The sequence below is a fragment of the Streptomyces sp. NPDC003038 genome (genome assembly GCF_040611115.1).
Taxonomy (GTDB): domain Bacteria; phylum Actinomycetota; class Actinomycetes; order Streptomycetales; family Streptomycetaceae; genus Streptomyces.
In genome coordinates, this window is record NZ_JBEXNN010000037.1 from 1 (window position 1) to 24,732 (window position 24,732).

Genomic DNA, 24,732 nt, shown 5'->3' on the forward strand with positions numbered 1-24,732 from the left:
TGGAAGCCCGGTAACGGGTGGAGCTGACTGGTACTAATAGGCCGAGGGCTTGTCCTCAGTTGCTCGCGTCCACTGTGTTAGTTCTGAAGTAACGACCGTGTTCATCTTCCGGTTGATATCTTCATAGTGTTTCGGTGGTCATAGCGTTAGGGAAACGCCCGGTTACATTCCGAACCCGGAAGCTAAGCCTTTCAGCGCCGATGGTACTGCAGGGGGGACCCTGTGGGAGAGTAGGACGCCGCCGAACAACCCGCCCTTTTAGCTCAGTCGGTAGAGCGTCTCCATGGTAAGGAGAAGGTCAACGGTTCGATTCCGTTAAAGGGCTCCAACAAAGAAAGCCCCCGCCATATGGCGGGGGCTTTTTTGCGTTGTGCAGCACGGCGTCGCCGGCACGGACGAGTGGCCCACCAACACCTGGCGGATCGTCTCGCTCACCGAGGGGCCGGACGAGCGGTTCGTGAAGGTGTTCGGCGACATGGCGGAAGAGGCGTGGCTCCCGGCTTCCTGGAGAACTACGTGCGGGACGTGCTCCGGATCGGGCTCACGCGCGCCGCACAGCGGCCCCCGTCACTCTCCCTCGCGCTGGTGCGGTACGCGGAAGGCGAGGATGGCCATGTCGTCCGAGGCGGGTTCGGCGGCGAAGCGCTCCACCGCGCGCAGGACGCGGGAGGCGACCGCGCCGGCGGTGAGACCCGTGCAGGTGGTCAGGACCTCGGCGAGGCCGTCGTCGCCGAGCATGCGGGTGCCCTCGCGGCGCTCGGTCACGCCGTCCGTGACGCAGAGCAGGACATCGCCCGGCTCCAGGGTGAGGTTCTGCTCGTAGAGTTCGAGGTCCTCCATCACGCCCAGCAGGGGCTGCGGGTCCGCGGCCGAGGTGACCTCGCCGTTCGGGCGCAGGCGCAGAGGGAGCGGGTGACCGGCGCAGACGACCTTCATCAGGGCGCCGCCCTCGGGCTGCGGGTGGAGCTCGCCGTAGAGGAGGGTCAGGAAGCGGCTGCGGGCGCCCTCGTCGAGGATGGCCGCGTTGAGCCGTTCCAGGACCGCCGGGCCGCCGAGGCCTTCCCGGGCCAGGAGGCGCAGGGCGTGCCGGGCGAGGCCGGTGACCGCGGCCGCCTCCGGTCCCGTACCGCAGACGTCGCCGATGGCGAAGCCGTACACGCCTTCCCGGATCGGGAAGACGTCGTAGAAGTCGCCGCCCACCTCGTTGCCCTCGCCGGCCGCCCGGTAGATGACCTCGACCTCCATGCCGGGGATGGCGGGGGAGCCGGGAGGCAGGAGGCTGCGCTGGAGGGAGCGGCTGATGGCGGTGCGCTCGGAGTAGAGGCGGGCGTTGTCCAGGGCGAGGGCGGCTCGGCGGGAGAGGTCCTCGGCGAGTTCGAGGATCTCCTGGCGGAAGTGCTCCTCGCTCGGCTTGCCGAGGGTGAGCAGGCCGATCACGCGGTTGCGGGCGAGCAGCGGCAGTACGACGGTCTCGCCGCCGACCGCGAGGGCGGTCTCCGGCCAGGGGCGGGCGCCGGCCTCGCGGACCGGTTCGGGCGGGCTGACCCGGGAGAGCAGGTCCTTCAGGCCGTCGATGCGCTCCTCGTCCTCGTGCAGGACGTAGGAGAGGTACGGGTCGGAGGTCTGGTCGGCGATGGTGTAGACGGCGCACCAGGTGGCGAGGGTGGGGACGGTCATCTGGGCCATGAGGGCCAGGGTCTGGTCCCGGTCGAGGGTACCGGCCAGCAGGTCCGAGGCCTCGACGAGGAAGGAGAGGGAGCCGCGGCGCAGGCGTTCCAGCTCGCCGAGCCGGGCGGATTCGACGGCGAGGGCGATGCGGTCGGCGGCGAACTGGAGACGCAGGGCCTCTTCGTTGGAATAGCGGCCGGGGACCTCAGCGGCGACCCCGAGGGAGCCGGTGAGCCGGCCTTCGACCTTGAGGGGGACGGTGACCACGGAGCGCATGCCGGTGGCTTCCAGGAGCGGGACGGCTCCGGGGACGGCGGCGAGGTCGTCGTGGACGGCGGGCATGCGGGCGGATCCGTACCGGTTGGTGCCGGCCTCGACGGGGACGCGGGCGAAGCGCTGGCGGGTGGAGGGCAGCCCGGTGGTGGCGCGGACCTCCAGCTCGGTCTCGTCGTCGGTGGCCAGCAGCAGGAAGGCGGCGTCGGCGTCGAGGAGGTCGCGGGCCCGTTCGACGATCCGCTGGAGGAGGCCGTCGAGGTCGTCGGGGGCGGGGGAGCCGATGAAGACCTCGAAGGGGTCCGCGGGACGGGGCTCGGTGAGATGGCCGCTGTCGGAGGCGGGGACGCGTACGGGGGTCTGGAGCAGGGCGCGCTCGTCGTCGTGGACGAGGAGGCAGACGATGGACGGCTCGCCGTGGGCGTCGCGGACCCGCAGGTGGGAGGCGTAGACGGGGATGACGCGGCCGTCGGCGCCGCGGATGCCGTAGCTCCCCTCCCAGCGGGACAGGCGCAGGGCCTCGGCGATGCCGGTGCCGGTGCCGGGGGTCTGCGGCCAGGCGGCGAGCTCGGCGAGCGGGCGGCCGACGGTCTTCTCGGAGGGGTAGCCGAAGATGTGCTCGGCGTCCTCGTTCCACGCGGCGATGGAGTCGGCGGAGTCGATCTGGAGGACGGCGACGCGGACCCGGCTGTCGGCGAGGGGGAGCAGCTGGTCGGGGACGACGGGGCCTGCCGAGCGGGTACCGACCGGCCGGTCCGGGAGGTCCAGGCGGAACCACACGTGCTTGTGGGTGGCGGTGTACTCGACGCCCCAGCGGGTGGCGAGGGCGGCGCAGAGCATCAGCCCGCGGCCGTTCTCGCGGTCGGGGTCCGCGTACGGGCGCTCGCCGGGGTGCTGGAGCGGCAGCTCGCGCTCCGGATACCGGTCGGCGACCTCGACCCGTACGCCGCCGGCGGCGCGCAGGCACAGGACCTCGGCCCGGGTTCCGGCGTGGACCACGGCGTTGGTGACGAGCTCACTGGTGAGGACCACCGCGTCGTCGACGATGTCCGCGAACCCCCAGCCGTGCAGGGTATCGCGGACGAACGCGCGAGCGGCGGCGACCGAACGCCCGAGGGGGTCGAAACTGGCAGCCGCCCGTGCCGTGATCACGAGTCTCCTTGCGACGCGGTTGGACATCGAGTGCCAGGTTACTTACCTTCGCGGTCGGCATGGTGCCCTCGTGGGGGATTCCACCCGCAGGGTACGGCCGGTGTGCGATGGTGCCGAAGTGTTATGGCCTGGTTCGGCCAGGGTGAAACACTGGGCAGGCTTGTAGAGCCGGCTTGTGAGAGTCAGGTGTCCGGTGGAAATGCGGTCGACCCTTTCGGGAGGGACACGGTGGAGTCTGGCGCAGCGGTGCGGCGTACGGGAACGCGCCCCAAGGGGGGGCGGTCCCGGCGGGGCGGTACGACGGAGGTCGATACCGCTGCCCTGAACCGGCTGCTCACGGCCCTGGTGTCGATGCGGGACGGGAATTTCCGCAAGCGGCTGACGGTGTCCGGCGAGGGCGTGATGGCGGAGATCGCCGCCGTCTACAACGAGGTCGCCGACCGCAACCTGCACCTGACCGGGGAACTGTCCCGGGTCCGGCGGATGGTGGGCCGTGAGGGGAAGCTCAGCGAACGGCTGGAAACGGGTGCCTGTGAGGGCTCCTGGGCGGCCGCGATCGATGCCTCGAACCAGTTGGTGGACGATCTGGCCCGGCCGGTGTCCGAGGTCGGCCGGGTGCTGTCCGCGGTGGCCGAGGGTGACCTGGACCAGCGGATGGACCTGCGGACGCAGACGGCCGACGGGGCCGGGCATCCGCTGCGCGGGGAGTTCCTCAAGGTCGGGCGTACGGTCAACAATCTGGTCGACCAGCTGTCCGCGTTCACCGACGAGGTGACGCGGGTGGCGCTCGAGGTGGGTACCGAGGGCAAGCTCGGCGGCCAGGCCCAGGTACGCGGGATGTCGGGTTCTTGGAAGGATCTGACCGACTCGGTCAACACCATGGCGTACCGGCTCACCGCTCAGGTGCGAGATATCGCACTCGTCACGACGGCGGTGGCCAAGGGCGATCTGTCGCGCAAGGTCACGGTCCACGTGGCCGGTGAGATGCTCCAGCTGAAGAACACCGTCAACACGATGGTGGACCAGCTGTCGTCCTTCTCCTCCGAGGTGACGCGAGTCGCCCGCGAGGTGGGTACGGAGGGCGAGCTGGGCGGCCAGGCGAAGGTGCCCGGGGTCGCGGGTGTGTGGAAGGACCTGACCGACTCCGTCAACACCATGGCGGGCAACCTGACGGCCCAGGTGCGCGGAATCGCGCAGGTCACGACGGCGGTGGCCAACGGAGACCTGTCGCAGAAGGTCCGGGTCAGCGCGCGCGGCGAGGTGGCGCAGCTGGCCGAAACGATCAACCAGATGACCGAGACGCTGCGGACCTTCGCGGACGAGGTCACCCGCGTGGCCAGCGAGGTCGGCGCGAAGGGCCTCCTCGGCGGTCAGGCGCAGGTGCCGGGGGCCGCGGGGACGTGGAAGGACCTCACCGATTCGGTGAACACGGTCTTCCGCAATCTCACCACGCAGGTGCGGGACATCGCGCAGGTGACGACGGCCGTCGCGAACGGCGACCTGTCGCAGAAGGTCACCGTCGACGTGGCCGGCGAGATGCTGGAGCTGAAGAACACCGTCAACACGATGGTGGACCAGCTCCAGTCCTTCGGTGCCGAGGTGACGCGGGTGGCCCGCGAGGTCGGCGTCGAGGGTGAGCTGGGCGGTCAGGCGCAGGTGCCGGGGGCAGCCGGTACCTGGAAGGACCTCACCGATTCGGTGAACACCGCCTTCCGCAACCTCACCGGGCAGGTGCGCAACATCGCGCAGGTGACGACGGCCGTCGCGAACGGCGACCTGTCGCAGAAGGTCACGGTGGACGTCTCCGGCGAGATGCTCCAGCTGAAGAACACCGTGAACACGATGGTGGACCAGCTGTCCTCCTTCGCCGACCAGGTCACGCGGATGGCCCGGGACGTGGGCACGGAGGGCCGGCTCGGCGGCCAGGCCCGGGTGGAGGGGGTGTCCGGCACGTGGAAGGAGCTCACCGACTCCGTCAACTTCATGGCCGGGAACCTGACCTCTCAGGTGCGGCAGATCGCCCAGGTGACCACGGCGGTGGCGCGTGGTGATCTCTCGCAGAAGATCGACGTGGACGCCCGGGGCGAGATCCTGGAGCTGAAGAACACCATCAACACGATGGTCGACCAGCTCTCGGCCTTCGCCGAGCAGGTGACGCGGGTGGCCCGGGACGTGGGTACGGAGGGCCGGCTCGGCGGCCAGGCGCAGGTGCCCGGGGTGGCCGGCGTATGGCGTGACCTCACGGATTCCGTGAACGGCATGGCCGGGAACCTCACCTCGCAGGTCCGCAACATCGCGCAGGTCGCGACGGCGGTGGCGCGTGGTGATCTCTCGCAGAAGATCGACGTGGACGCCCGGGGCGAGATCCTGGAGCTGAAGAACACCCTCAACACGATGGTCGACCAGCTGTCGAACTTCGCGGAGCAGGTGACCCGCGTCGCACGTGAGGTGGGTACGGAGGGCATTCTCGGCGGACAGGCGGAGGTGAAGGGTGTCTCCGGCACCTGGAAGGACCTCACCCAGTCCGTCAACTTCATGGCGAACAACCTGACGTCGCAGGTGCGCAACATCGCCGAGGTGACGACCGCGGTCGCGATGGGCGATCTTTCCAAGAAGATCACCGTCGATGCCAAGGGCGAGATCCTCGAACTCGTCACCACCGTCAACACGATGGTGGACCAGCTCTCCTCGTTCGCCGAGCAGGTGACCCGGGTCGCCCGCGAGGTGGGCACCGAGGGCATTCTCGGCGGCCAGGCCCGGGTGCGAGGGGTGACCGGCATCTGGAAGGACCTCAGCGACAACGTCAACACCATGGCCGGCAATCTGACGGCCCAGGTGCGCGGGATCGCGCAGGTCTCGGCGGCGGTCGCCAACGGCGACCTGACGAAGAAGGTCACGGTCGAGGCGCGCGGCGAGGTCGCGCAGCTCGCCGACACCGTCAACACGATGGTGAAGACCCTGTCGTCCTTCGCCGACGAGGTCACGCGAGTGGCCCGTGAGGTGGGTACGGAGGGCCGCCTCGGCGGTCAGGCGCACGTGCCGGGTGTCTCGGGGACGTGGAAGGACCTCACCGACTCGGTGAACTTCATGGCCTCCAACCTCACCGGTCAGGTGCGGCAGATCGCCATGGTCACGACCGCCATCGCCAAGGGCGACATGACCAAGAAGATCGACATCGACGCGCGCGGCGAGATCCTGGAGCTCAAGACCACGATCAACACGATGGTGGACCAGCTGTCCTCCTTCGCCGACCAGGTGACCCGGGTCGCCCGCGAGGTGGGTACGGAGGGCATCCTGGGCGGCCAGGCCCGTGTCCGGGACGTCGACGGCACCTGGCGGGACCTCACCGAGTCCGTGAACGAGATGGCCGGCAACCTCACCCGGCAGGTGCGCGCGATCGCGGCCGTGGCCACCGCGGTGACCCGCGGCGACCTGAGTCTGAAGGTCGACGTGGACGCGGCGGGCGAGATCCAGGTCCTCCAGGACAACATCAACACGATGATCGTCAACCTGCGCGACACGACCTTGGCCAACAAGGAGCAGGACTGGCTCAAGGGCAACCTCGCGCGGATCTCCGCCCTGATGCAGGGCCGCCGCGAGCTGGACGACGTGGCCTCGCTGATCATGAGCGAGCTGACCCCGGTGGTCTCCGCGCAGCACGGCGCCTTCTTCCTGGCGCTGCCGACCGGCGGTACCACCGAGATCGGGACGGAGGGCGGCGCGGACGGCTCGTACGAGCTGCGGATGCGCGGCAGTTACGCGTACGGGGGCGGTCAGATGCCCACCTCCTTCCGGCCGGGGGAGGGACTGATCGGGACCGTCGCCGAGGAGAAGCGGACCATCCTCGTCGAGAACACCCCGCCCGGCTACCTGAAGATCTCCTCCGGTCTCGGTGAGGCCCCGCCGGCGCATGTGATCGTGCTGCCGGTGCTCTTCGAGGGGAAGGTGCTCGGCGTCATCGAGCTGGCCTCCTTCACGCCCTTCACGCAGATCCAGAAGGACTTCCTCAGCCAGATCGCCGAGATGATCGGTACGAGCGTCAACACCATCAGCGTCAACTCCAAGACGGAGATGCTGCTCAAGCAGTCGCAGGAGATGACCGAGCAGCTGCGCGAGCGCTCCGACGAGCTGGAGAACCGGCAGAAGGCCCTCCAGGCGGCGAACGCGGAACTGGAGGAGAAGGCCGAGCTGCTGGCCCAGCAGAACCGGGACATCGAGGTGAAGAACACCGAGATCGAGGAGGCCCGGCAGGTCCTGGAGGAGCGGGCCGAGCAGCTCGCGGTCTCGATGCGCTACAAGTCCGAATTCCTGGCGAACATGTCGCACGAGCTGCGGACCCCGCTCAACTCGCTGCTCATCCTGGCCAAGCTGCTCGCGGACAACGCGGAGGAGAACCTCTCGCCGAAGCAGGTGGAGTTCGCCGAGACCATCCACGGAGCGGGTTCGGACCTGCTCCAGCTGATCAACGACATCCTCGACCTGTCGAAGGTCGAGGCAGGGAAGATGGACGTCTCGCCGACCCGGATCGCGCTGGTCCAGCTCGTCGACTACGTGGAGGCCACCTTCCGGCCGCTGACGGCGGAGAAGGGCCTGGACTTCTCGGTCCGGGTCTCCCCGGAGCTGCCCGCCACCCTGCACACCGACGAGCAGCGGCTGCTCCAGGTGCTGCGCAACCTGCTGTCGAACGCGGTGAAGTTCACCGACAACGGTGCGGTGGAGCTGGTGATCCGGCCGGCCGGGGCGGATGTGCCGCAGGCCATCCGGGAGCAGCTGCTGGAAGCCGGCTCGCTGCGGGAGGCGGACGGGGACCTGATCGCCTTCTCGGTGACCGACACCGGGATCGGGATCGCGGCGAGCAAGATGCTGGTGATCTTCGAGGCGTTCAAGCAGGCCGACGGGACGACGAGCCGCAAGTACGGCGGCACGGGTCTGGGCCTGTCCATCAGCCGGGAGATCGCCCGGCTGCTGGGCGGCGAGATCCACGCGGCCAGCGAGCCCGGCCGCGGGTCCACCTTCACGCTCTACCTGCCGCTGCACCCGAGCGAGCTGCCGCCGCAGGGGTACGCGCCCCCCGCGCCCGGCAGCGCCCGGAGCGACTTGTACCGCAGGCCGGCCGAGGCGGCGCGGCCCTCGTCGGCGGCGCCCGTACCGGCGGCGAAGCCGGTGCAGGCACAGCCGGCGCGGGCCGCGCTGCCCGCCGCCGAGCCGGCCGGGCAGGGGCAGGGCGGTGCGGCGCTGTTCCGGCGGCGGCGCAAGGCGCTGAGCGACCGGGAACCGCGTACGGCGGTGCCCGGGCAGCCGAACGTCCAGGGGGCCGAGGACGCGTGGGGAAACCCGGAGGAGGCACTTCCGGTGGTGCCCCGGACGTACGACTTCCACGGTGAGAAGGTCCTCATCGTGGACGACGACGTCCGCAACGTCTTCGCGCTGACCAGCGTGCTGGAGCAGCACGGACTGGCCGTGCTGTACGCGGAGAACGGGCGGGAGGGCATCGAGGTCCTGGAGCAGCACGACGACGTGACGGTCGTCCTGATGGACATCATGATGCCCGAGATGGACGGGTACGCGACGACCTCGGCGATCCGGCGGATGCCGCAGTTCGCGGGGCTGCCGATCATCGCGCTCACGGCGAAGGCGATGAAGGGGGACCGGGAGAAGGCCATCGACTCCGGTGCTTCCGACTACGTCACCAAGCCGGTCGACCCCGACTATCTGCTGTCGGTGATGGAGCAGTGGATGCGAGGGAAGTGATCGGCTGGCGGACGTACCGGTACCCATTGCTGACGCAGTGTGGCGGCCGCGGTGCGGGAGAGCGGTACACCGGGAACCTTCTGCTCTCCCGCCACGTTTCTGCTTCGTGCACAGTGACATCTTGGTGACAGGGTGTGGCGATCTCGGGACTGGGGCTACGATGACCGGCACAAGGACGGACGGCGCAAGGATGCCGTCCTCTGGGGCGGGGCCCGGCGCACAAGCCGGAGCCAGGAGCCGGGGAGGCCCCATGCCGGGGCGAGGAGGACAGGGCATGGTGCAGAAGGCCAAGATCCTCCTGGTCGACGACCGGCCGGAGAATCTGCTGGCGCTGGAGGCCATCCTCTCCGCGCTCGATCAGACACTGGTCCGGGCGTCGTCGGGGGAGGAAGCGCTCAAGGCGCTGCTGACGGACGATTTCGCGGTCATCCTGCTGGATGTGCAGATGCCGGGAATGGACGGATTCGAGACGGCCGCGCACATCAAGCGGCGGGAACGGACCCGGGACATCCCGATCATCTTCCTCACCGCGATCAACCACGGTCCGCACCACACCTTCCGCGGCTACGCGGCCGGTGCGGTCGACTACATCTCCAAGCCCTTCGACCCGTGGGTCCTGCGGGCCAAGGTCTCGGTCTTCGTGGAGCTGTACACGAAGAACTGCCAGCTCCGGGAGCAGGCGGCGCTGCTGCGGCTCCAGCTGGAGGGCGGCGGCTCGAACGGCGTGGACGGCAGCAAGGAGACGGCCGGACTGCTGGCCGAGCTCTCCGCGCGGCTCGCGGCGGTCGAGGAGCAGGCCGAGGCGCTGACGAAGCAGCTCGGCGAGGAAGCCGCCGATCCCGCCGTCGTGGCGACCGCGGCCCATCTGGAGCGAAAGCTCACCGGACTGCGCCGGGCACTCGACGCGCTGGAGCCCGGGGCCGGCGGCGGAGCGACGATGCTGCCCGCGCAGAACTGAAGGCGGGGCCCCGTCCGCGGACGGGGCCCCGGCCGTGGGCGCCTGCGAGCGCGTCAGGTCTGGCGGCGCGTCAAAGTGCCGACAGAGCGGGCGACACGAACGGGTGAAGGGGTGGGCACGCGTGTCCACCGGCGTGCGCACCGGTAATCTCGGGCCCATGGCCTCACGTACGTCCGGTAAGGGTTCCCCGAGCACCGCGGGCACCGCGAAGGGCCGCACCGGCCGTACTACGGCGCCGGCGAAGAAGGCGGCTCCGGCGCGCAAGCCGCCCGCGAAGAAGGCGGCGGCCGCCAAGCGTGCCCCGGTCAAGAAAGTCGCGGCCAAGCCCGCCCCCTCCCCGACCGGGGGTGTGGTGCGGCTGGTGCGCGCCCTGTGGCTCGGCTGCGCGCACGCCATCGGCGCGGTCTTCCGGGGAGTGGGCCGCGGAGCCAGGAACCTCGACCCCGCCCACCGCAAGGACGGCGTCGCGCTGCTGCTGCTCGCCCTCGCGCTGATCGTCGCCGCCGGAACCTGGTCGAATCCGAGCGGTCCCGTCGGGGACCTGGTCACCATGCTGATCACCGGTGCCTTCGGCCGACTGGATCTGCTCGTGCCGATCCTGCTCGGGGTCATGGCGGTTCGTTTCATCCGCCACCCCGAGCAGACCGACGCCAACGGCCGGATCGGCATCGGGCTCTCCGCACTCGTCATCGGCGTCCTCGGCCTGGTCCACATCGGCTGCGGAGCGCCCGGCCGGGACGAGGGCACCACCGCGATGCAGAACGCGGGCGGGCTCATCGGCTGGGGCGCCTCGAAGCCGCTGATCTTCACCATGGGCGCGCCGCTGGCCGTGCCCATGCTGCTGCTGCTCACCGTCTTCGGGCTGCTCGTGGTCACCGCGACGCCCGTCAACGCGATCCCGCAGCGGCTGCGGCGGCTCGGCATCAGGCTCGGGATCATCGCACCGAACGAGGATGCCGACGGCTATGACGCGTACGAGGGCGCGGCCGGCGCCGGCGCCCGGCACGACCCGGAGCGGTGGCGGGGCCGCACGGGCGCGGGCACCGGCCCCGACGACCCGGCCGACGCCGTCGAGGAGGAGGCGCTCGCCCGGCGGCGCAGGCCGCGGCGCACTTCGGCCCGGCCGGCCGCGGACCGCCCGGCCATGGACCGGGAGATGGACGCCGTCGACGTGGCCGCGGCGGCCGCCGCCGCGCTGGACGGCGTGGTGTACGGCGGGCTGCCCCCCTCCCCGCTCGTCGCCGACCTCACCCAGGGGATCGGCGTCGGGCGGGAGGGCGCACAGGCCACCGCTCCCGTGCCGCCCGCCCGCGAGGAGCGACCCGTACCGCCCACGGCTTCCGTCCCGCCCACGGCTCCCGCACCGCCCGCCGAGAAGCCGCACGCGACCACCTCCGCGGCGTCCGGGACGCTGTCGGTGCCGGACCTGACGAAGACCCCGCCGCCGGCCCAGCCCCTGCCGCCCCGCGCGGAGCAGCTCCAGCTGCGCGGGGACATCACGTACGCCCTGCCCTCGCTGGACCTGCTGGAGCGCGGCGGCCCCGGCAAGACGCGCAGCGCCGCCAACGACGCGGTGGTCGCCTCGCTGACGAACGTCTTCACGGAGTTCAAGGTCGACGCGACGGTCACCGGCTTCACCCGGGGCCCGACGGTCACCCGTTACGAGGTGACGCTCGGCGCGGCGGTGAAGGTCGAGCGGATCACGGCCCTGGCGAAGAACATCGCCTACGCGGTCGCCTCGCCGGACGTCCGGATCATCAGCCCGATCCCGGGCAAGTCGGCGGTCGGCATCGAGATCCCGAACACCGACCGCGAGATGGTCAACCTTGGCGACGTACTGCGTCTGGCGGACGCGGCCGAGGACGACCATCCGATGCTGGTCGCGCTCGGCAAGGACGTCGAGGGCGGCTACGTCATGGCCAACCTCGCCAAGATGCCCCACGTGCTGGTGGCCGGCGCGACCGGCTCCGGCAAGTCCTCCTGCATCAACTGCCTGATCACCTCGGTGATGGTCAGGGCCACCCCCGAGGACGTGCGGATGGTGCTGGTCGACCCCAAGCGGGTCGAGCTGACGGCGTACGAGGGCATCCCGCACCTGATCACGCCGATCATCACCAACCCCAAGCGGGCCGCCGAGGCCCTCCAGTGGGTCGTGCGCGAGATGGACCTGCGCTACGACGACCTGGCCGCCTTCGGCTACCGGCACATCGACGACTTCAACCAGGCCATCCGGGACGGCAAGATCAAACTCCCGCCGGGCAGCGAGCGGGAGCTCAGCCCGTACCCGTACCTGCTGGTGATCGTCGACGAGCTGGCCGACCTGATGATGGTGGCGCCGCGCGACGTCGAGGACTCGATCGTCCGCATCACCCAGCTGGCCCGCGCGGCCGGCATCCACCTGGTGCTCGCCACCCAGCGGCCCTCGGTGGACGTGGTCACCGGCCTGATCAAGGCGAACGTGCCTTCGCGGCTCGCCTTCGCCACCTCCTCGCTCGCCGACAGCCGGGTCATCCTCGACCAGCCGGGTGCCGAGAAGCTCATCGGCAAGGGAGACGGACTCTTCCTGCCCATGGGGGCGAACAAGCCGGTCCGCCTCCAGGGCGCCTTCGTCACCGAGGACGAGATCGCCGGAATCGTCCAGCACTGCAAGGACCAGATGGCGCCCGTCTTCCGCGAGGACGTCACCGTCGGGCAGAAGCAGAAGAAGGAGATCGACGAGGACATCGGCGACGACCTGGACCTGCTGTGCCAGGCAGCGGAGCTGGTGGTCTCCACACAGTTCGGCTCCACCTCGATGCTCCAGCGCAAGCTGCGGGTGGGCTTCGCCAAGGCCGGCCGGCTCATGGACCTGATGGAATCCCGGGGAATCGTCGGCCCGAGTGAGGGTTCCAAGGCGCGGGACGTCCTGCTGAAGGCGGACGAGCTGGACACGGTGCTCGCCGTCATCCGGGGGGAGGCTCACCCGTAAGGCGAGTTCCGCCGACCCGATGGGGCGGGCAACCGTTTCCCTTGGGCGTGCGTCCAGTTGAGGGAGGTGGCGGCAGCGCGCACGGCGCGGGGCCGCCACACCGGTCCGGACCTCCCGTCGCCATTCGGATGGCGTAGGAAGTGCACCCTCCGGTTGCTCCACCCTTTCGTCACCCCCCTAGACTGGACATCCAGCAGGTGGCTACACGCTCGAAAGGCGCCCTCGTGTCCATCGGCAACGCCAACTCCCCCGAAGAAGAGCGGCCTTCGACCGACGACCGGTCCGAGGACCTCATCGTCGAACGTCCCGTCGAAGGACCGTCCATCGGGACGGCCCTCAAGAAGGCCCGGATCGCCGCCGGGCTCACCGTCGACGAGGTCAGTTCCACCACCCGCGTGCGCATTCCGATCGTGCACGCGATCGAGGAGGACGACTTCACGCGGTGCGGCGGCGACGTCTACGCCCGCGGTCACATCCGTACGCTCGCCCGCGCCGTCCACCTCGATCCGGTCCCCCTGGTCGAGAGCTACGACGCGGCCCACGGCGGCCGGCCGGCACCCACACCCGCCGCGCCGATGTTCGAAGCAGAGCGCATCCGCCCCGAGCGGCAGCGGCCCAACTGGACCGCCGCCATGGTCGCCGCCATCGTCGCCGTCATCGGCTTCGTGGGCTTCACCGCCTTCGGCGGCGGCGACGAGAATGCCAAGCGGCCGGTGGCGCAAGGTTCCGCCTCGCCCAAGCCCGCACCCAAGCAGAGCGGCGGGAATCCGGCCGTCGCCCAACCCCAGCAGACCCCCAAGGCGCCCAAGCCGGAACCTTCGGACAGTGCCATCGCCGCCGCGCCCAAGGACCTCGTCACGGTCGTCCTGACGGCCGACACCGGCGAGAGCTGGATCTCCGCGAAGGACCACAGCGGCCGGCTGCTCTTCGACGGCACCCTCAGCCAGGGTGAGTCCAAGACCTTCACGGACAAGGAGTCCGTCGACCTCGTGCTCGGCGACGCCGGCGCCGTGAAGCTCTTCGTGAACGGCAAGGAGATCAAGGACGACTTCCAGCCGGGACAGGTGGAACGCCTCACATACACCAAGGAGGACCCGCTCCAGGACCAGCCCCAGGCGGGCTGATCCAGGGCGGCCCCAGGGCTGAACACGTGATTCCGGATCCCCGGGGTGCCGCGTCGCACCCCGGGGATCTCGCTGTGCGGGCCCGTAGCGGGGAACGGGGGCGGGGGCCGGCGCCGGGACGAAGTAGTCTTGAGCCCATGCCCGAACGCCGTACCGTCGCCCTTGTCACTCTTGGCTGCGCCCGTAACGAGGTGGACTCGGAGGAGCTCGCAGGCCGCTTGGCGGCGGATGGCTGGGAGCTCGTCGAGGACGCCGCCGATGCGGACGTAGCCGTCGTCAACACCTGCGGCTTCGTCGAAGCCGCCAAAAAAGACTCCGTGGACGCCCTCCTGGAAGCCAACGATCTCAAGACCGCGGCTCGTGAGGGGGGCGGCAGGACCCAGGCCGTCGTCGCGGTCGGCTGTATGGCCGAGCGCTACGGCAAGGAGCTCGCCGAAGCGCTGCCCGAAGCCGACGGTGTGCTCGGCTTCGACGACTACGCCGACATCTCCGACCGCCTCCAGACCATCCTGAGCGGCGGCGTCCACGCCTCCCACACCCCGCGCGACCGGCGCAAGCTGCTGCCGGTCAGCCCGGCGGCGCGCCAGGGCGCCGGGGTCGCACTTCCCGGCCACGCCCAGCCCTCCTCCGGTGGGCTGCCGGAGGTCGCCGAAGCGCCCGCCGACCTTCCCGATGGGCTCGCGCCCGCCTCGGGGCCGCGCGCCCCGCTGCGCCGCCGCCTGGACAAGAGCCCCGTCGCCTCGGTCAAGCTGGCCTCCGGCTGTGACCGGCGCTGCTCCTTCTGCGCCATCCCGTCCTTCCGCGGCTCCTTCGTCTCCCGCCGCCCCAGCGACGTGCTGGGCGAGACCCGCTGGCTCGCCGAGCAGGGCGTCAAGGAGATCATGCTGGTCTCCGAGAACAACACCTCGTACGGCAAGGACCTCGGCGACATCCGGCTGCTGGAGACCCTGCTGCCCGAGCTCGCCGAGGTGGACGGCATCGAGCGCGTCCGCGTCAGCTACCTCCAGCCCGCCGAGATGCGGCCCGGGCTGATCGACGTACTCACCTCGACCCCCAAGGTCGTCCCGTACTTCGACCTGTCCTTCCAGCACTCGGCCCCCGATGTGCTGCGCGCCATGCGCCGCTTCGGTGACACCGACCGGTTCCTGGAACTGCTGGACACCATCCGCACCAAGGCCCCGCAGGCCGGCGTACGGTCCAACTTCATCGTCGGCTTCCCCGGCGAGAAGGAGTCGGACTTCGCCGAGCTGGAGCGTTTCCTCACCCACGCGCGCCTCGACGCCATCGGTGTCTTCGGCTACTCCGACGAGGACGGCACCGAGGCCGTCACCTACGAGAACAAGCTGGACGCGGACACCATCGCCGAGCGGCTCGCGCACATGCAGCGGCTCGCCGAGGAGCTCACCTCGCAGCGCGCGGAGGAGCGGATCGGGGAGACCCTGGAAGTACTCGTCGAGACCGTGGAAGCGGTCGGCGGGGACGAGGACGAGGCCGGCGCCTACGGGCGCGCCGCGCACCAGGCGCCCGAGACCGACGGCCAGGTCGTCTTCACGGACAGCACCGGCCTGGTCCCCGGGCGTATCGTCACGGCAAAGGTGGTCGGCACCCTGGGTGTGGACCTGGTGGCCGAGCCCCTGGGCATGGATCTTGAGGAGGCGGCCGGATGAGCGGAGTCCCGGCATCCGCGGCGGGTGGGACCGGCCGCCGGCCCGCGCCCGGCGCGAAGCTGGGAGCCGCGGCGGTCAATCAGGCCAGCCTGTGGAACATCGCCAACATCCTGACGATGATCCGGCTCGTGCTCGTGCCGGGATTCGTCCTCCTGCTGCTGGCCGAGGGCGGGTACGACCCCGCCTGGCGGGCCTGGGCCTGGGCCGCGTTCGCCGTGGCCATGATCACGGACATCTTCGACGGGCATCTGGCCCGGACGTACAACCTGGTCACCGACTTCGGCAAGATCGCCGACCCGATCGCCGACAAGGCGATCATGGGCTCGGCGCTGATCTGCCTCTCCTGGCTCGGAGACCTGCCCTGGTGGGTGACCGGAGTGATCCTCGGCCGGGAGCTCGGGATCACGCTGCTGCGCTTCTGGGTGATCCGCTACGGCGTGATTCCGGCCAGCCGCGGCGGCAAGCTGAAGACCCTGGCCCAGGGCACGGCCGTGGGCATGTACGTGCTGGCGCTGACCGGACCGCTGGCGACCTTGCGCTTCTGGGTGATGGCGATCGCCGTCGTGCTGACCGTGATCACCGGTTTGGACTACATCCGGCAGGCGGTCGTGCTGCGCCGCCAGGGAATCGCCGAGGAGCGGACCGCGAGGTGACATACGCGGTGGGGGATTCTCCGGAGGCCGGCGGTGCGGCACAAGGTGCCGCGGGTGCCGAAGGCGTGACCGGGGTGGCCACGGCGGCCGGGGACGTGCTGCGCCTGCTCGCGGAGCGTGACCAGACCCTCGCCGTCGCCGAATCGCTGACCGGCGGCATGGTCGCGGCCGAGCTCACGGCCGTTCCCGGCGCCTCCCGGTCCTTCCGCGGCTCGGTCACGGCGTACGCGACGGAGCTCAAGCACCGGGTGCTCGGGGTGGACGCGGGCCTGCTGGCGGCCGAAGGCGCGGTGAACGCGCAGGTCGCGGACCAGATGGCGGTCGGTGTGCGGCGCGTGATGGACGCTTCCTGGGGGATCGCGACCACCGGAGTGGCCGGTCCGGATCCGCAGGACGGGCAGCCGGTGGGCACGGTTTTCATTGCCGTGGCCGGTCCCGGGGGCAGGAAAACGGCCCGGCTGAGGTTGAACGGCTCCCGTGCGGAAATCCGTAGGGAGAGTGCACGGATAGTGCTCCAACTCCTCTCAAGCCAACTCCGCGAGAATGCGCGGAGGCAGGATACGGAACAGAACGGGGGGATTTGATGTTTGCAGCCCTGAGTGAACACGACATCGCTCCCCGCACGGCCGCGGCGCGAGGCGGTACGGTGGGGCGTGAAGGATGCGGCTACACGGTCAGAGGAGGGAGCCACCGATGATTCTGCTCCGTCGCCTGCTGGGTGACGTGCTGCGTCGGCAGCGCCAGCGCCAGGGCCGTACTCTGCGCGAAGTCTCCTCGTCGGCCCGAGTTTCGCTCGGCTATCTCTCCGAGGTGGAGCGGGGGCAGAAGGAGGCATCCTCCGAACTGCTCTCCGCGATCTGCGACGCGTTGGACGTACGGATGTCCGAGCTGATGCGCGAAGTCAGTGACGAACTGTCGCTGGCCGAGCTGGCACAGTCGGCCGCGGCCGGGGAACCGGTGCCTGCGCCGGTCCGCCCGATGCTCAATTCGGTCTCCATGGCTTCGGTCGCGGGTGGACCGGAGCGGGTGACCATCAAGGCGCCTGCGGAAGCGGTGAATGTCGTAGCCGCGTGAGTGAGTCCGTGAGCATGAGTGCGTGAGCTTGTGCGTGTGAGCTTGTGAGTGTGGCCGGAGCCCCGGGTGGTGCGTGAAGCACTGGCCGGGGCTCCGTGCCGTATGCGGCGCCGGTGCTGGGCCGGGGGCTCTCGTACGTCGGCTCCTGCGCGGGCTCGTGGTGGGCCGTTCTGGGTGCGGGGGTGGGAGGGGTGCGGGAAGATGGGGCGGTCCGTGTCCCGGCCTCCTGGGAGATAGCCGTGCGGCGGTTACTGATACCCCTTGCCGTGGCGGTGGGGGTGCTGTGGTGGTGGGCCGTGCTGCGGCTGGCGCTGGCGCCGGCGGAGTCCGGACCCGTGGAGGGCGCTGTGGCCGCGGGCGGATGGGGGCTGGGGCTGCTGCCGGTGCACTGCGTGCCGGGCCCCGTGCGCAGGGCGCGGCGGTCCGCGGCCGGCGCCGGCGCCCGCGCGGCCAGGGGGGCTGAGGCGGCTACCAGGGCATCGCCACTCCGCCGTTCGGGCGAAGAATCTGGCCCGTCATGAAGGACGAGGCGTCCGAAGCCAGGTAGAGCACGGCCTGGGCGATGTCCTCGGGCTCGCCGACCCGGCGCAAGGGGGCCATGCGCGCCATCATCGCCTCCGTCCGCTCCTGGGCCCCGACGCCGTGGCGGCCGGTCATCGGCGTCCGGATCCAGCCGGGCGCGACGGCGTTGACGCGGATGCCGTGCGGGCCCGCCTCGGTGGCGAGGGTCTTGGTCAGCTGGACGACGGCGGCCTTGGCGGCGCTGTAGCAGAGCAGGCCCGGCTGGGCGGCGTCCACGGCGCCGGAGGCCATCGTGATGATCGAACCGGGGCGGCCGGCCGAGATCATGGAGATGGCGGCTTCCTGGCAGGTGCGCAGGACGCCCTTGAAGTTGATGTCCAGGACTCGGTCGAGGTCCTCGTCGGTGGTCTCCAGCACGCTGCCGGTGTGCATGATCCCGGCGATGGCGGCGGTGACGTTGAGGGGGCCGGCGGCTTGGACGGCGGCCCGCAGAGCGGCTCGGTCGGTGACGTCGAGGGGGTGGACGGTGGCGGCGCCACCGGCCTGGGTGACGAGCGCCGCCGTCTCGGCGAGGCCTTGTTCGTCGCGGTCCGCGCAGTGCACGGCAGCGCCCGCCTCGGCGAGGAGCAGGGCGGTGGCGCGGCCTATGCCGCTCGCGGCGCCGGTGACCAGGGCGGTGCGGCCGGTGAGGTCGTACGAGGCTGTGGGGGTGGGCATGCGGGGACGGTACGACTGAATCTGACGGGGCGTCAATTGGTGGGGCCTCCGCGCCGCGCTGCGCTGCGCCGTGCCTGTCAGGGGGTAGGGCCCGTCTGGCAGCGCGGGCACCAGTAGGTGGGGCGGTCGTCCTGGGGGGCCTCGCGGACGGGAGTGCCGCAGCGCAGACAGGGGCGGTGGGCGCGGCCGTAGACGAAGAGGTTCCGGCCGGGGCGGCGGATGCCGGTGGTGTTGCGGCGCTCGATGTCGCGGGTGATGTCGCGGGCGCCGGCGGTGGCGGCGGTGCCGCCGATGGGGCCGCCGATGTTCGCGGCCAGGAGGCGGTGGGCGGCGGCGGCCAGGCGGGGGAGGGTCGCCTCCGGGAGCGCGCCGACCGGGGTCCACGGGGTGACCTGGGCGAGGAAGCAGAGCTCGGCCTTGTAGATATTGCCGATCCCGGCGAGGTTGCGCTGGTCGAGCAGGGCCTCGCCGAGGGGGCGGTTCGGGGCGGCGAGGAGGTTGGCGGCAGCGACGTCGGGATCCCAGTCCGGGCCGAGGAGGTCGGGGCCGAGGTGGCCCACGACCCGCTCCTCGTCGGCGGTGCGGAGCAGCTCCAGGACGGGGAGGCGATAGCCGACGGCCGTGTGCTCTGCGGTGCCCAGGATGACCCGGATCTCGTGGGTGGGGCCGCCGTGCCACCTCTGGCCGGCTGCGAAGACGCGCCAGGCGCCGTCCATGCGGAGGTGGCTGTGCAGGGTGAGGCCGCCCTCGAAGCGGGCGAGGAGGTGCTTGCCGCGGGGAGTGACGTCGAGGGTGGTGCGGCCGGTGAGATCGGCGGTGGCGAAGCGGGGGACGCGGAGGTCGCTGCGGATGAGGGGCTTGCCGGCGAGGGCGGTGTGGAGGCGGGCTGCGGCTCGCCAGACGCTGTCTCCTTCGGGCATACCGCCATTGTCGCTCCCGCGGGGGCCTGGGGGGCCGCTGCGCGGGGCCGTCCCCCACCCTGCCCCTTCCCGAAACCGGGGCCCGCGGCCCCGGCCCCGCCGAGGGGTGCGGGCTTCGCACTGAACCTGCACCCCTCCTGGGGCTGCGCCCCAGACCCCGCGCCTCAAGCTCCCGCCAGGGCCGCTGGGAGGTGGCCCTGGCGGGGCTGGGTGGGGGGCGGGGGGCGGCCCCCGGCGGTGGTGGGGGCCGTGGGGGGCTTGGGCGCCGGCGGTGGTGGGGCGGGTGCGGTGCGGGGTGGTGAAGCTGGGGTGGGGTGCCGGGTGGGGTGCCGGGTGGGAGCGGTTCGGGGTGCTGCGGGGTGCGGGCGGGAGCGGTGCGGGGTGGGCGGTGGTGAAGCTGAGGTGGGGGCGGGGCGGGTGCCGGTGGGTGGCGGTGCTGGTTCGGCGGCGGCGGTGGGGCGGGAGGCGGGTGTTGGTTGGGGGGATCGGTTGGGGTGGGATAGGGCGGGTGCGTTCGGAGCGGGCGTCGGGTCGGGCGGGCGTGGGTGCGGGGGAGTCCCGTCCGGCAGGGGCGGTGGTACGGGGGCACCGGGCCCCCGTGGCCGGGGGGGGGGAGCAGGCGTCTTCGGGCGGCCGGGCGCGGACGGGCCGGGCTACGGGCGGAGGCGGAGGCCGCGGGGGGTGGCGTGGAAGCCTGCCGATTCGAGGGACGGGCCGAGGGGGGAGGTGAGGGCCGCGGCGGCGTTGATCCGTTCCACCGTGAGGGAGGGGAGTGTGCCCGCGCGGGAGGCCGCCGCCAGGGCTGCCGTGGCTGCCGTGAGGCGAGGGTCTTCCGGCGGGGGCCAGGCCAGGAGGGTTTTGCCGCCGCGCTCCAGGTACAGAGTGAGCTCGCCGTCAACCAAGACCACCAGGGAGCCCGCCTTGCGGCCGGGCTTGTGGGTGGCCCCGGCCGGGGGATCCGGCCACGGCAGAGCGGCACCGTACGCGTTCGCCGGGTCGGCCGCGGCCAGGACCACCGCCGCCAGCGGGGGCGGGGTCCGCTCCGCCGCCCGGAGCCGGTCCACCGCGCCGTCCATCGCGAACTGGGCCGCGCCCAGCCCCTCGACCACATAGCCCCGGCGGGCCTGCCCGCTGTCCTCGAAGGCCGACAGGACGCGGTAGACCGCGCTGAAACCGCCCTCCACCCCCTCCGCCGCGACCGCGCCCCGGGTGACCACCCCGTGCCGGTCCAGCAGGGTGCGGGCCAGGGCGTGGGCCCGGTGGGTGGGGTCGGGGGCCTGGGCCGGCAGGAGTGACCAACGACCGGAGACCGTGGGCGGGCCGGTGCGGGACACGGTGGAGCTCAGCGTGCCGTACCGGCCGCGGGGGACGGTACGCCTCGCCCGGTGGGCCGTCGCCCCCGCCGTGCGGCCCGAGCCCAGCAGGGACCGCAGCGGGGCGAGGGTGTCGTTCGTGAGGCGGCCCGACCACGCCAGGTCCCACACCGCCTCCGACAGCTCCATGTCCGTGGCCTCAGGCCACCGCTCGCGCACCGACTGGGTGAGCTGGCGGAAGAACAGGCCGTAGCCACCCGACAGGGCGTCCAGCAGCGCCTGGTGGAGGGGGGTGAGCTCCAGGGGGTGTACCGGGGGCAGGAGCAGCGGGGCGGCGTCCGCCAGGTAGAGGGAGATCCAGCCGTCCTTGCCCGGCAGGGCTCCGGCGCCCGCCCAGACCACCTCACCGGTCGTCGTCAGTTCGTCCAGCATGCCCGGCGAGTAGCCGGCCACCCGCGAGGGGAGGATCAGGCGCTCCAGCGCCGAAGCCGGGACCGGGGCGCCTTGGAGCTGCTCGACCGCGCGGGCCAGGCCGTCGATGCCGCGCAGCGCTCCGCCCATGTGCTGCCACTGCGGGAGGAAGGTGGCCAGCGAAGCCGGGGGGACTGGTTCCAGTTCCTGGCGCAGCGCGGCCAGCGAACGGCGGCGGAGTCTGCGCAGCACCGCCGCGTCACACCACTCCTGGCCGATGCCCGCGGGATGGAACTCGCCCTGGACCACCCGCCCGGCCGCCGCGAGCCGGTGCAGGGCGCCCTCGGTGACGGCCGTCCCCAGGCCGAAGCGGGCGGCGACGGCGGTCGTGGTGAACGGCCCGTGCGTGCGCGCGTACCGGGCCAGGAGGTCGCCCAGCGGGTCCTTGACCGGCTCGGTGAACGCCTCCGGGACTCCGACCGGCAGCGCGGTGCCCAGCGCGTCCCGCAGCCGGCCCGCGTCCTCGATCGCCGCCCAGTGATCCTCGCCGCCGATCCGGACCCGGATGGCGCGGCGGGCCGCGGACAGTTCGTGCGCCCATGAGGGGTCCGCCCCCCGCTCGGCCAGCTGGGCCTCCGTCAGCGGGCCCAGCAGGCGCAGCAGGTCGGCCGCGGACTCGGTGTCCTTGGCCCGGCGGTCCTCGGTCAGCCACTGGAGCTCCCGCTCCAGCTCCTCCAGTACCTCCGCGTCCAGCAGCTCGCGCAGCTCCGCCTGACCGAGCAGCTCCGCGAGCAGGCGGGAGTCCAGCGAGAGCGCCGCCGCCCTCCGCTCGGCAAGGGGCGAGTCGCCCTCGTAGAGGAACTGGGCGACATACCCGAAGAGGAGGGAACGGGCGAAGGGGGAGGGCTCGGGGGTGGTGACCTCGACGAGGCGGACGCGGCGCGCCTCGATGTCGCCCATGAGCTCGGTCAGGCCGGGGACGTCGAAGACGTCCTGGAGGCACTCCCGTACGGCTTCCAGCACGATCGGGAAGGAACCGAACTCCGAAGCCACCTGGAGGAGTTGGGAGGCGCGCTGGCGCTGCTGCCACAGGGGGGTGCGCTTGCCCGGATTGCGGCGCGGCAGCAGCAGGGCGCGGGCCGCGCACTCGCGGAACCGGGAGGCGAAGAGGGCCGAGCCGCCGATCTGGTCGGTGACGATCTGGCTGATGTCGCCGTGGTCGAAGGCGACATCGGCCGCGCCCAGGGGTGCCTGCTCGTCGTCGAACTCGAACGCCGGCGCCCCCGCGACGTCTTGGCGGGGCGCGGCGTGGTCGAGCAGGTCCATGCTCAGCAGGTCGGCGTCCGGGAGGCGCAGCACGATGCCGTCGTCGGCGTGCATCACCTGCGCGTCCATCCCGTACCGCTCGGCGAGGCGGGCTCCGAGGGCGAGGGCCCACGGGGCGTGCACCTGGGCGCCGAAGGGGGAATGGACGACGACCCGCCAGTCGCCGAGCTCGTCGCGGAACCGCTCGACGACGATGGTCCGGTCGTCCGGCACGTGGCCGCAGGCCTCCCGCTGCTCCGCGAGGTACGCCAGGACATTGTCCGAGGCCCACGCGTCCAGGCCGGCGGCGAGGAGCCGCAGCCGCGCGTCCTCCTCGGTGAGGCCGCCCAGCTCGCGGAGGAACGCGCCGACGGCGCGGCCCAGTTCGAGCGGACGGCCCAGCTGGTCGCCCTTCCAGAACGGCAGCCGCCCCGGCACCCCGGGGGCGGGGGTGACCAGGACGCGGTCGCGGGTGATGTCCACGATCCGCCAGGAGCTGGTGCCGAGGGTGAAGACGTCCCCGACCCGGGATTCGTAGACCATCTCCTCATCGAGCTCGCCGACGCGGCCGCCGCCCTTCTTCGGGTCCGAGCCGGCGAGGAAGACGCCGAAGAGGCCGCGGTCCGGGATGGTGCCGCCGGAGGTGACCGCGAGGCGCTGGGCACCCGGCCGGCCCGTGATGGTGCCCGCGACGCGGTCCCAGACGACACGCGGTCTGAGCTCGGCGAACGCGTCCGACGGATAGCGGCCCGCCAGCATGTCCAGCACCGCCGTGAACGCGGACTCCGGCAGCGCCGCGAAGGACGCCGCCCGCCGCACCAGGGCCAGCAGGTCGTCCAGCTGCCAGGTGTCCATCGAGACCATCGCGACCAGCTGCTGCGCCAGTACGTCCAGCGGATTCGACGGGATGCGCAACGACTCGATTGACCCGGTCCGCATCCGCTCGGTGACCACGGCCGCCTGCACCAGGTCACCGCGGTACTTGGGGAAGACCACGCCCGTGGAGACCGCGCCCACCTGGTGCCCGGCCCGGCCCACCCGCTGGAGCCCGGAGGCCACCGAGGGCGGGGACTCCACCTGCACCACCAGGTCCACCGCGCCCATGTCGATGCCCAGTTCCAGGCTGGAGGTGGCGACCACGGCGGGCAGCCGGCCCGCCTTCAGGTCCTCCTCCACCAGCGCCCGCTGTTCCTTGGACACCGAGCCGTGGTGCGCGCGCGCCAGCAGGGGCGGTGCGCCCTGCGCGGCGCCCGACTGGGCCATGATCTCGGCCGGCGGCGATCCCTCCGGCAGCTTCTCGCCCATGGCGCGCTCGTACGCGATCTCATTGAGCCGGTTGCACAGCCGCTCGGCGAGGCGCCGGGAGTTGGCGAACACGATCGTGGAGCGGTGCGCCTGCACCAGATCCGCGATGCGCTCCTCCACATGGGGCCAGATCGACGGCTTGTCGCCGCCCTCGCGGCCCTCGGTGGCCGGGGAGCCGCCCAACTCGCCCATGTCCTGCACCGGGACGACCACCGACAGGTCGAACTCCTTGTCCGACGGCGGCTGGACGATCGTCACCTTGCCGCGCGGCGCGAGGTACCGGGCCACCTCGTCCACCGGCCGGACCGTCGCCGACAGCCCGATCCGGCGCGCCGGGCGCGGCAGCAGCTCGTCGAGCCGCTCCAGGGAGAGCGCGAGGTGGGCGCCGCGCTTGGTCCCGGCGACCGCGTGCACCTCGTCCAAGATCACCGTCTCGACCCCGGCGAGGGCGTCCCGCGCCGCCGAGGTCAGCATCAGGAACAGTGATTCGGGGGTCGTGATGAGGATGTCCGGCGGACGGTTGGCGAGCGAGCGCCGCTCGGCGGGCGGGGTGTCTCCGGAGCGGATCCCGACCCGGATCTCCGGTTCGGTCAGCCCGAGGCGGACGGACTCCTGCCGGATCCCGGTCAGCGGGCTGCGCAGATTGCGCTCCACGTCGACGGCGAGGGCCTTCAGGGGGGACACGTACAGCACGCGGCAGCGCTTCTTCGGCTCCGCCGGCGGCGGGGTCGACGCCAGCCGGTCGAGGGCGGCGAGGAAGGCGGCCAGGGTCTTGCCGGAGCCGGTGGGCGCCACCACGAGCACGTCGGAGCCCTCGCCGATTGCTTCCCAGGCGCCCTCCTGCGCGGAGGTGGGCGTACGGAAGGCCCCCGTGAACCAGGAGCGGGTCGCGGGGGAGAACGATTCGAGCGCGGAGCCGGCCATGCCCCCATCGTGCACCCCGGCACTGAC

Annotated in this window: 13 protein-coding genes, 1 tRNA gene and 1 rRNA gene; 11 read left to right on the forward strand and 4 right to left on the reverse strand. The window is 71.8% G+C overall.

Features of this window, described 5'->3' with window-relative positions; genetic code table 11:
- The first annotated feature begins 130 nt into the window (after window positions 1-130).
- Window positions 131-247: ribosomal RNA gene (rrf, locus tag ABZX75_RS29785) — 5S ribosomal RNA — on the forward strand.
- Window positions 248-252: 5 nt separating this feature from the next.
- Window positions 253-328 (forward strand) — tRNA-Thr (locus ABZX75_RS29790).
- Between the two features lie 239 nt (window positions 329-567).
- Here ABZX75_RS29790 and ABZX75_RS29795 read toward each other — a convergent pair.
- On the reverse strand, window positions 568-3,093 hold the full coding sequence (locus tag ABZX75_RS29795; RefSeq protein WP_355415935.1) for a SpoIIE family protein phosphatase: 2,526 nt from the start codon (window positions 3,091-3,093) through the stop codon (window positions 568-570).
- 228 nt (window positions 3,094-3,321) lie between these two features.
- Between ABZX75_RS29795 and ABZX75_RS29800 the strand changes: the two genes are divergently transcribed.
- From ABZX75_RS29800 to ABZX75_RS29840, 9 genes are all read left to right on the forward strand, one after another.
- Window positions 3,322-8,844: a HAMP domain-containing protein gene (locus ABZX75_RS29800; RefSeq protein ID WP_355415937.1), complete on the forward strand. Its 5,523-nt coding sequence runs from the start codon at window positions 3,322-3,324 to the stop codon at window positions 8,842-8,844.
- Between the two features lie 274 nt (window positions 8,845-9,118).
- Window positions 9,119-9,802, forward strand: a complete 684-nt coding sequence (locus ABZX75_RS29805) for a response regulator (protein ID WP_355415939.1) — start codon at window positions 9,119-9,121, stop codon at window positions 9,800-9,802.
- Window positions 9,803-9,959: 157 nt separating this feature from the next.
- Complete coding sequence (locus ABZX75_RS29810; protein ID WP_355415941.1) at window positions 9,960-12,770, forward strand: DNA translocase FtsK; 2,811 nt, start codon at window positions 9,960-9,962, stop codon at window positions 12,768-12,770.
- 224 nt (window positions 12,771-12,994) lie between these two features.
- Window positions 12,995-13,894 carry a RodZ domain-containing protein gene (locus ABZX75_RS29815; RefSeq protein WP_355415943.1) on the forward strand — a complete coding sequence of 300 codons (900 nt, stop codon included), beginning with the start codon at window positions 12,995-12,997 and terminating at the stop codon, window positions 13,892-13,894.
- A gap of 137 nt (window positions 13,895-14,031) precedes the next feature.
- Window positions 14,032-15,561 carry a 30S ribosomal protein S12 methylthiotransferase RimO gene (gene rimO, locus ABZX75_RS29820; RefSeq protein WP_355415945.1) on the forward strand — a complete coding sequence of 510 codons (1,530 nt, stop codon included), beginning with the start codon at window positions 14,032-14,034 and terminating at the stop codon, window positions 15,559-15,561.
- On the forward strand, window positions 15,558-16,214 hold the full coding sequence (pgsA, locus tag ABZX75_RS29825; RefSeq protein WP_355415947.1) for a CDP-diacylglycerol--glycerol-3-phosphate 3-phosphatidyltransferase: 657 nt from the start codon (window positions 15,558-15,560) through the stop codon (window positions 16,212-16,214). The genes rimO and pgsA overlap by 4 nt, the downstream gene beginning before the upstream one ends.
- Before the next feature lie 74 nt (window positions 16,215-16,288).
- Window positions 16,289-16,798 carry a CinA family protein gene (locus ABZX75_RS29830; protein ID WP_355415949.1) on the forward strand — a complete coding sequence of 170 codons (510 nt, stop codon included), beginning with the start codon at window positions 16,289-16,291 and terminating at the stop codon, window positions 16,796-16,798.
- Window positions 16,799-16,907: 109 nt separating this feature from the next.
- Complete coding sequence (locus tag ABZX75_RS29835) at window positions 16,908-17,288, forward strand: helix-turn-helix transcriptional regulator (RefSeq protein WP_355415951.1); 381 nt, start codon at window positions 16,908-16,910, stop codon at window positions 17,286-17,288.
- Window positions 17,289-17,521: 233 nt separating this feature from the next.
- A complete protein-coding gene (locus ABZX75_RS29840; RefSeq protein ID WP_355416010.1) occupies window positions 17,522-17,809 on the forward strand; it encodes a hypothetical protein in 288 nt (95 codons plus the stop codon).
- On the opposite strand, the gene ABZX75_RS29845 is transcribed toward ABZX75_RS29840, so the two are convergent.
- The 3 genes from ABZX75_RS29845 to ABZX75_RS29855 all read right to left on the reverse strand — a co-directional run bounded on the left by ABZX75_RS29845 (window position 17,757) and on the right by ABZX75_RS29855 (window position 24,705).
- A complete protein-coding gene (locus tag ABZX75_RS29845) occupies window positions 17,757-18,527 on the reverse strand; it encodes an SDR family NAD(P)-dependent oxidoreductase (protein ID WP_355415953.1) in 771 nt (256 codons plus the stop codon). The genes ABZX75_RS29840 and ABZX75_RS29845 overlap by 53 nt on opposite strands.
- A gap of 77 nt (window positions 18,528-18,604) precedes the next feature.
- Complete coding sequence (locus ABZX75_RS29850) at window positions 18,605-19,447, reverse strand: DNA-formamidopyrimidine glycosylase family protein (protein WP_355415955.1); 843 nt, start codon at window positions 19,445-19,447, stop codon at window positions 18,605-18,607.
- A gap of 653 nt (window positions 19,448-20,100) precedes the next feature.
- Entirely contained in the window at window positions 20,101-24,705 is a 4,605-nt protein-coding gene (locus tag ABZX75_RS29855) for a DEAD/DEAH box helicase (protein WP_355415957.1), read from the reverse strand.
- Window positions 24,706-24,732 lie beyond the last annotated feature (27 nt).

Excerpts from the sequence above, each read along its gene's own strand:
- pgsA (WP_355415947.1), top strand. The coding sequence starts at position 15,558 with ATGAGCGGAGTCCCGGCATCCGCGGCGGGTGGGACCGGCCGCCGGCCC.
- ABZX75_RS29810 (WP_355415941.1), top strand. The coding sequence starts at position 9,960 with ATGGCCTCACGTACGTCCGGTAAGGGTTCCCCGAGCACCGCGGGCACC.
- ABZX75_RS29855 (WP_355415957.1), bottom strand. The coding sequence starts at position 24,705 with ATGGCCGGCTCCGCGCTCGAATCGTTCTCCCCCGCGACCCGCTCCTGG.
- rimO (WP_355415945.1), top strand. The coding sequence starts at position 14,032 with ATGCCCGAACGCCGTACCGTCGCCCTTGTCACTCTTGGCTGCGCCCGT.
- ABZX75_RS29805 (WP_355415939.1), top strand. The coding sequence starts at position 9,119 with ATGGTGCAGAAGGCCAAGATCCTCCTGGTCGACGACCGGCCGGAGAAT.
- ABZX75_RS29845 (WP_355415953.1), bottom strand. The coding sequence starts at position 18,527 with ATGCCCACCCCCACAGCCTCGTACGACCTCACCGGCCGCACCGCCCTG.
- ABZX75_RS29850 (WP_355415955.1), bottom strand. The coding sequence starts at position 19,447 with ATGCCCGAAGGAGACAGCGTCTGGCGAGCCGCAGCCCGCCTCCACACC.
- ABZX75_RS29835 (WP_355415951.1), top strand. The coding sequence starts at position 16,908 with ATGATTCTGCTCCGTCGCCTGCTGGGTGACGTGCTGCGTCGGCAGCGC.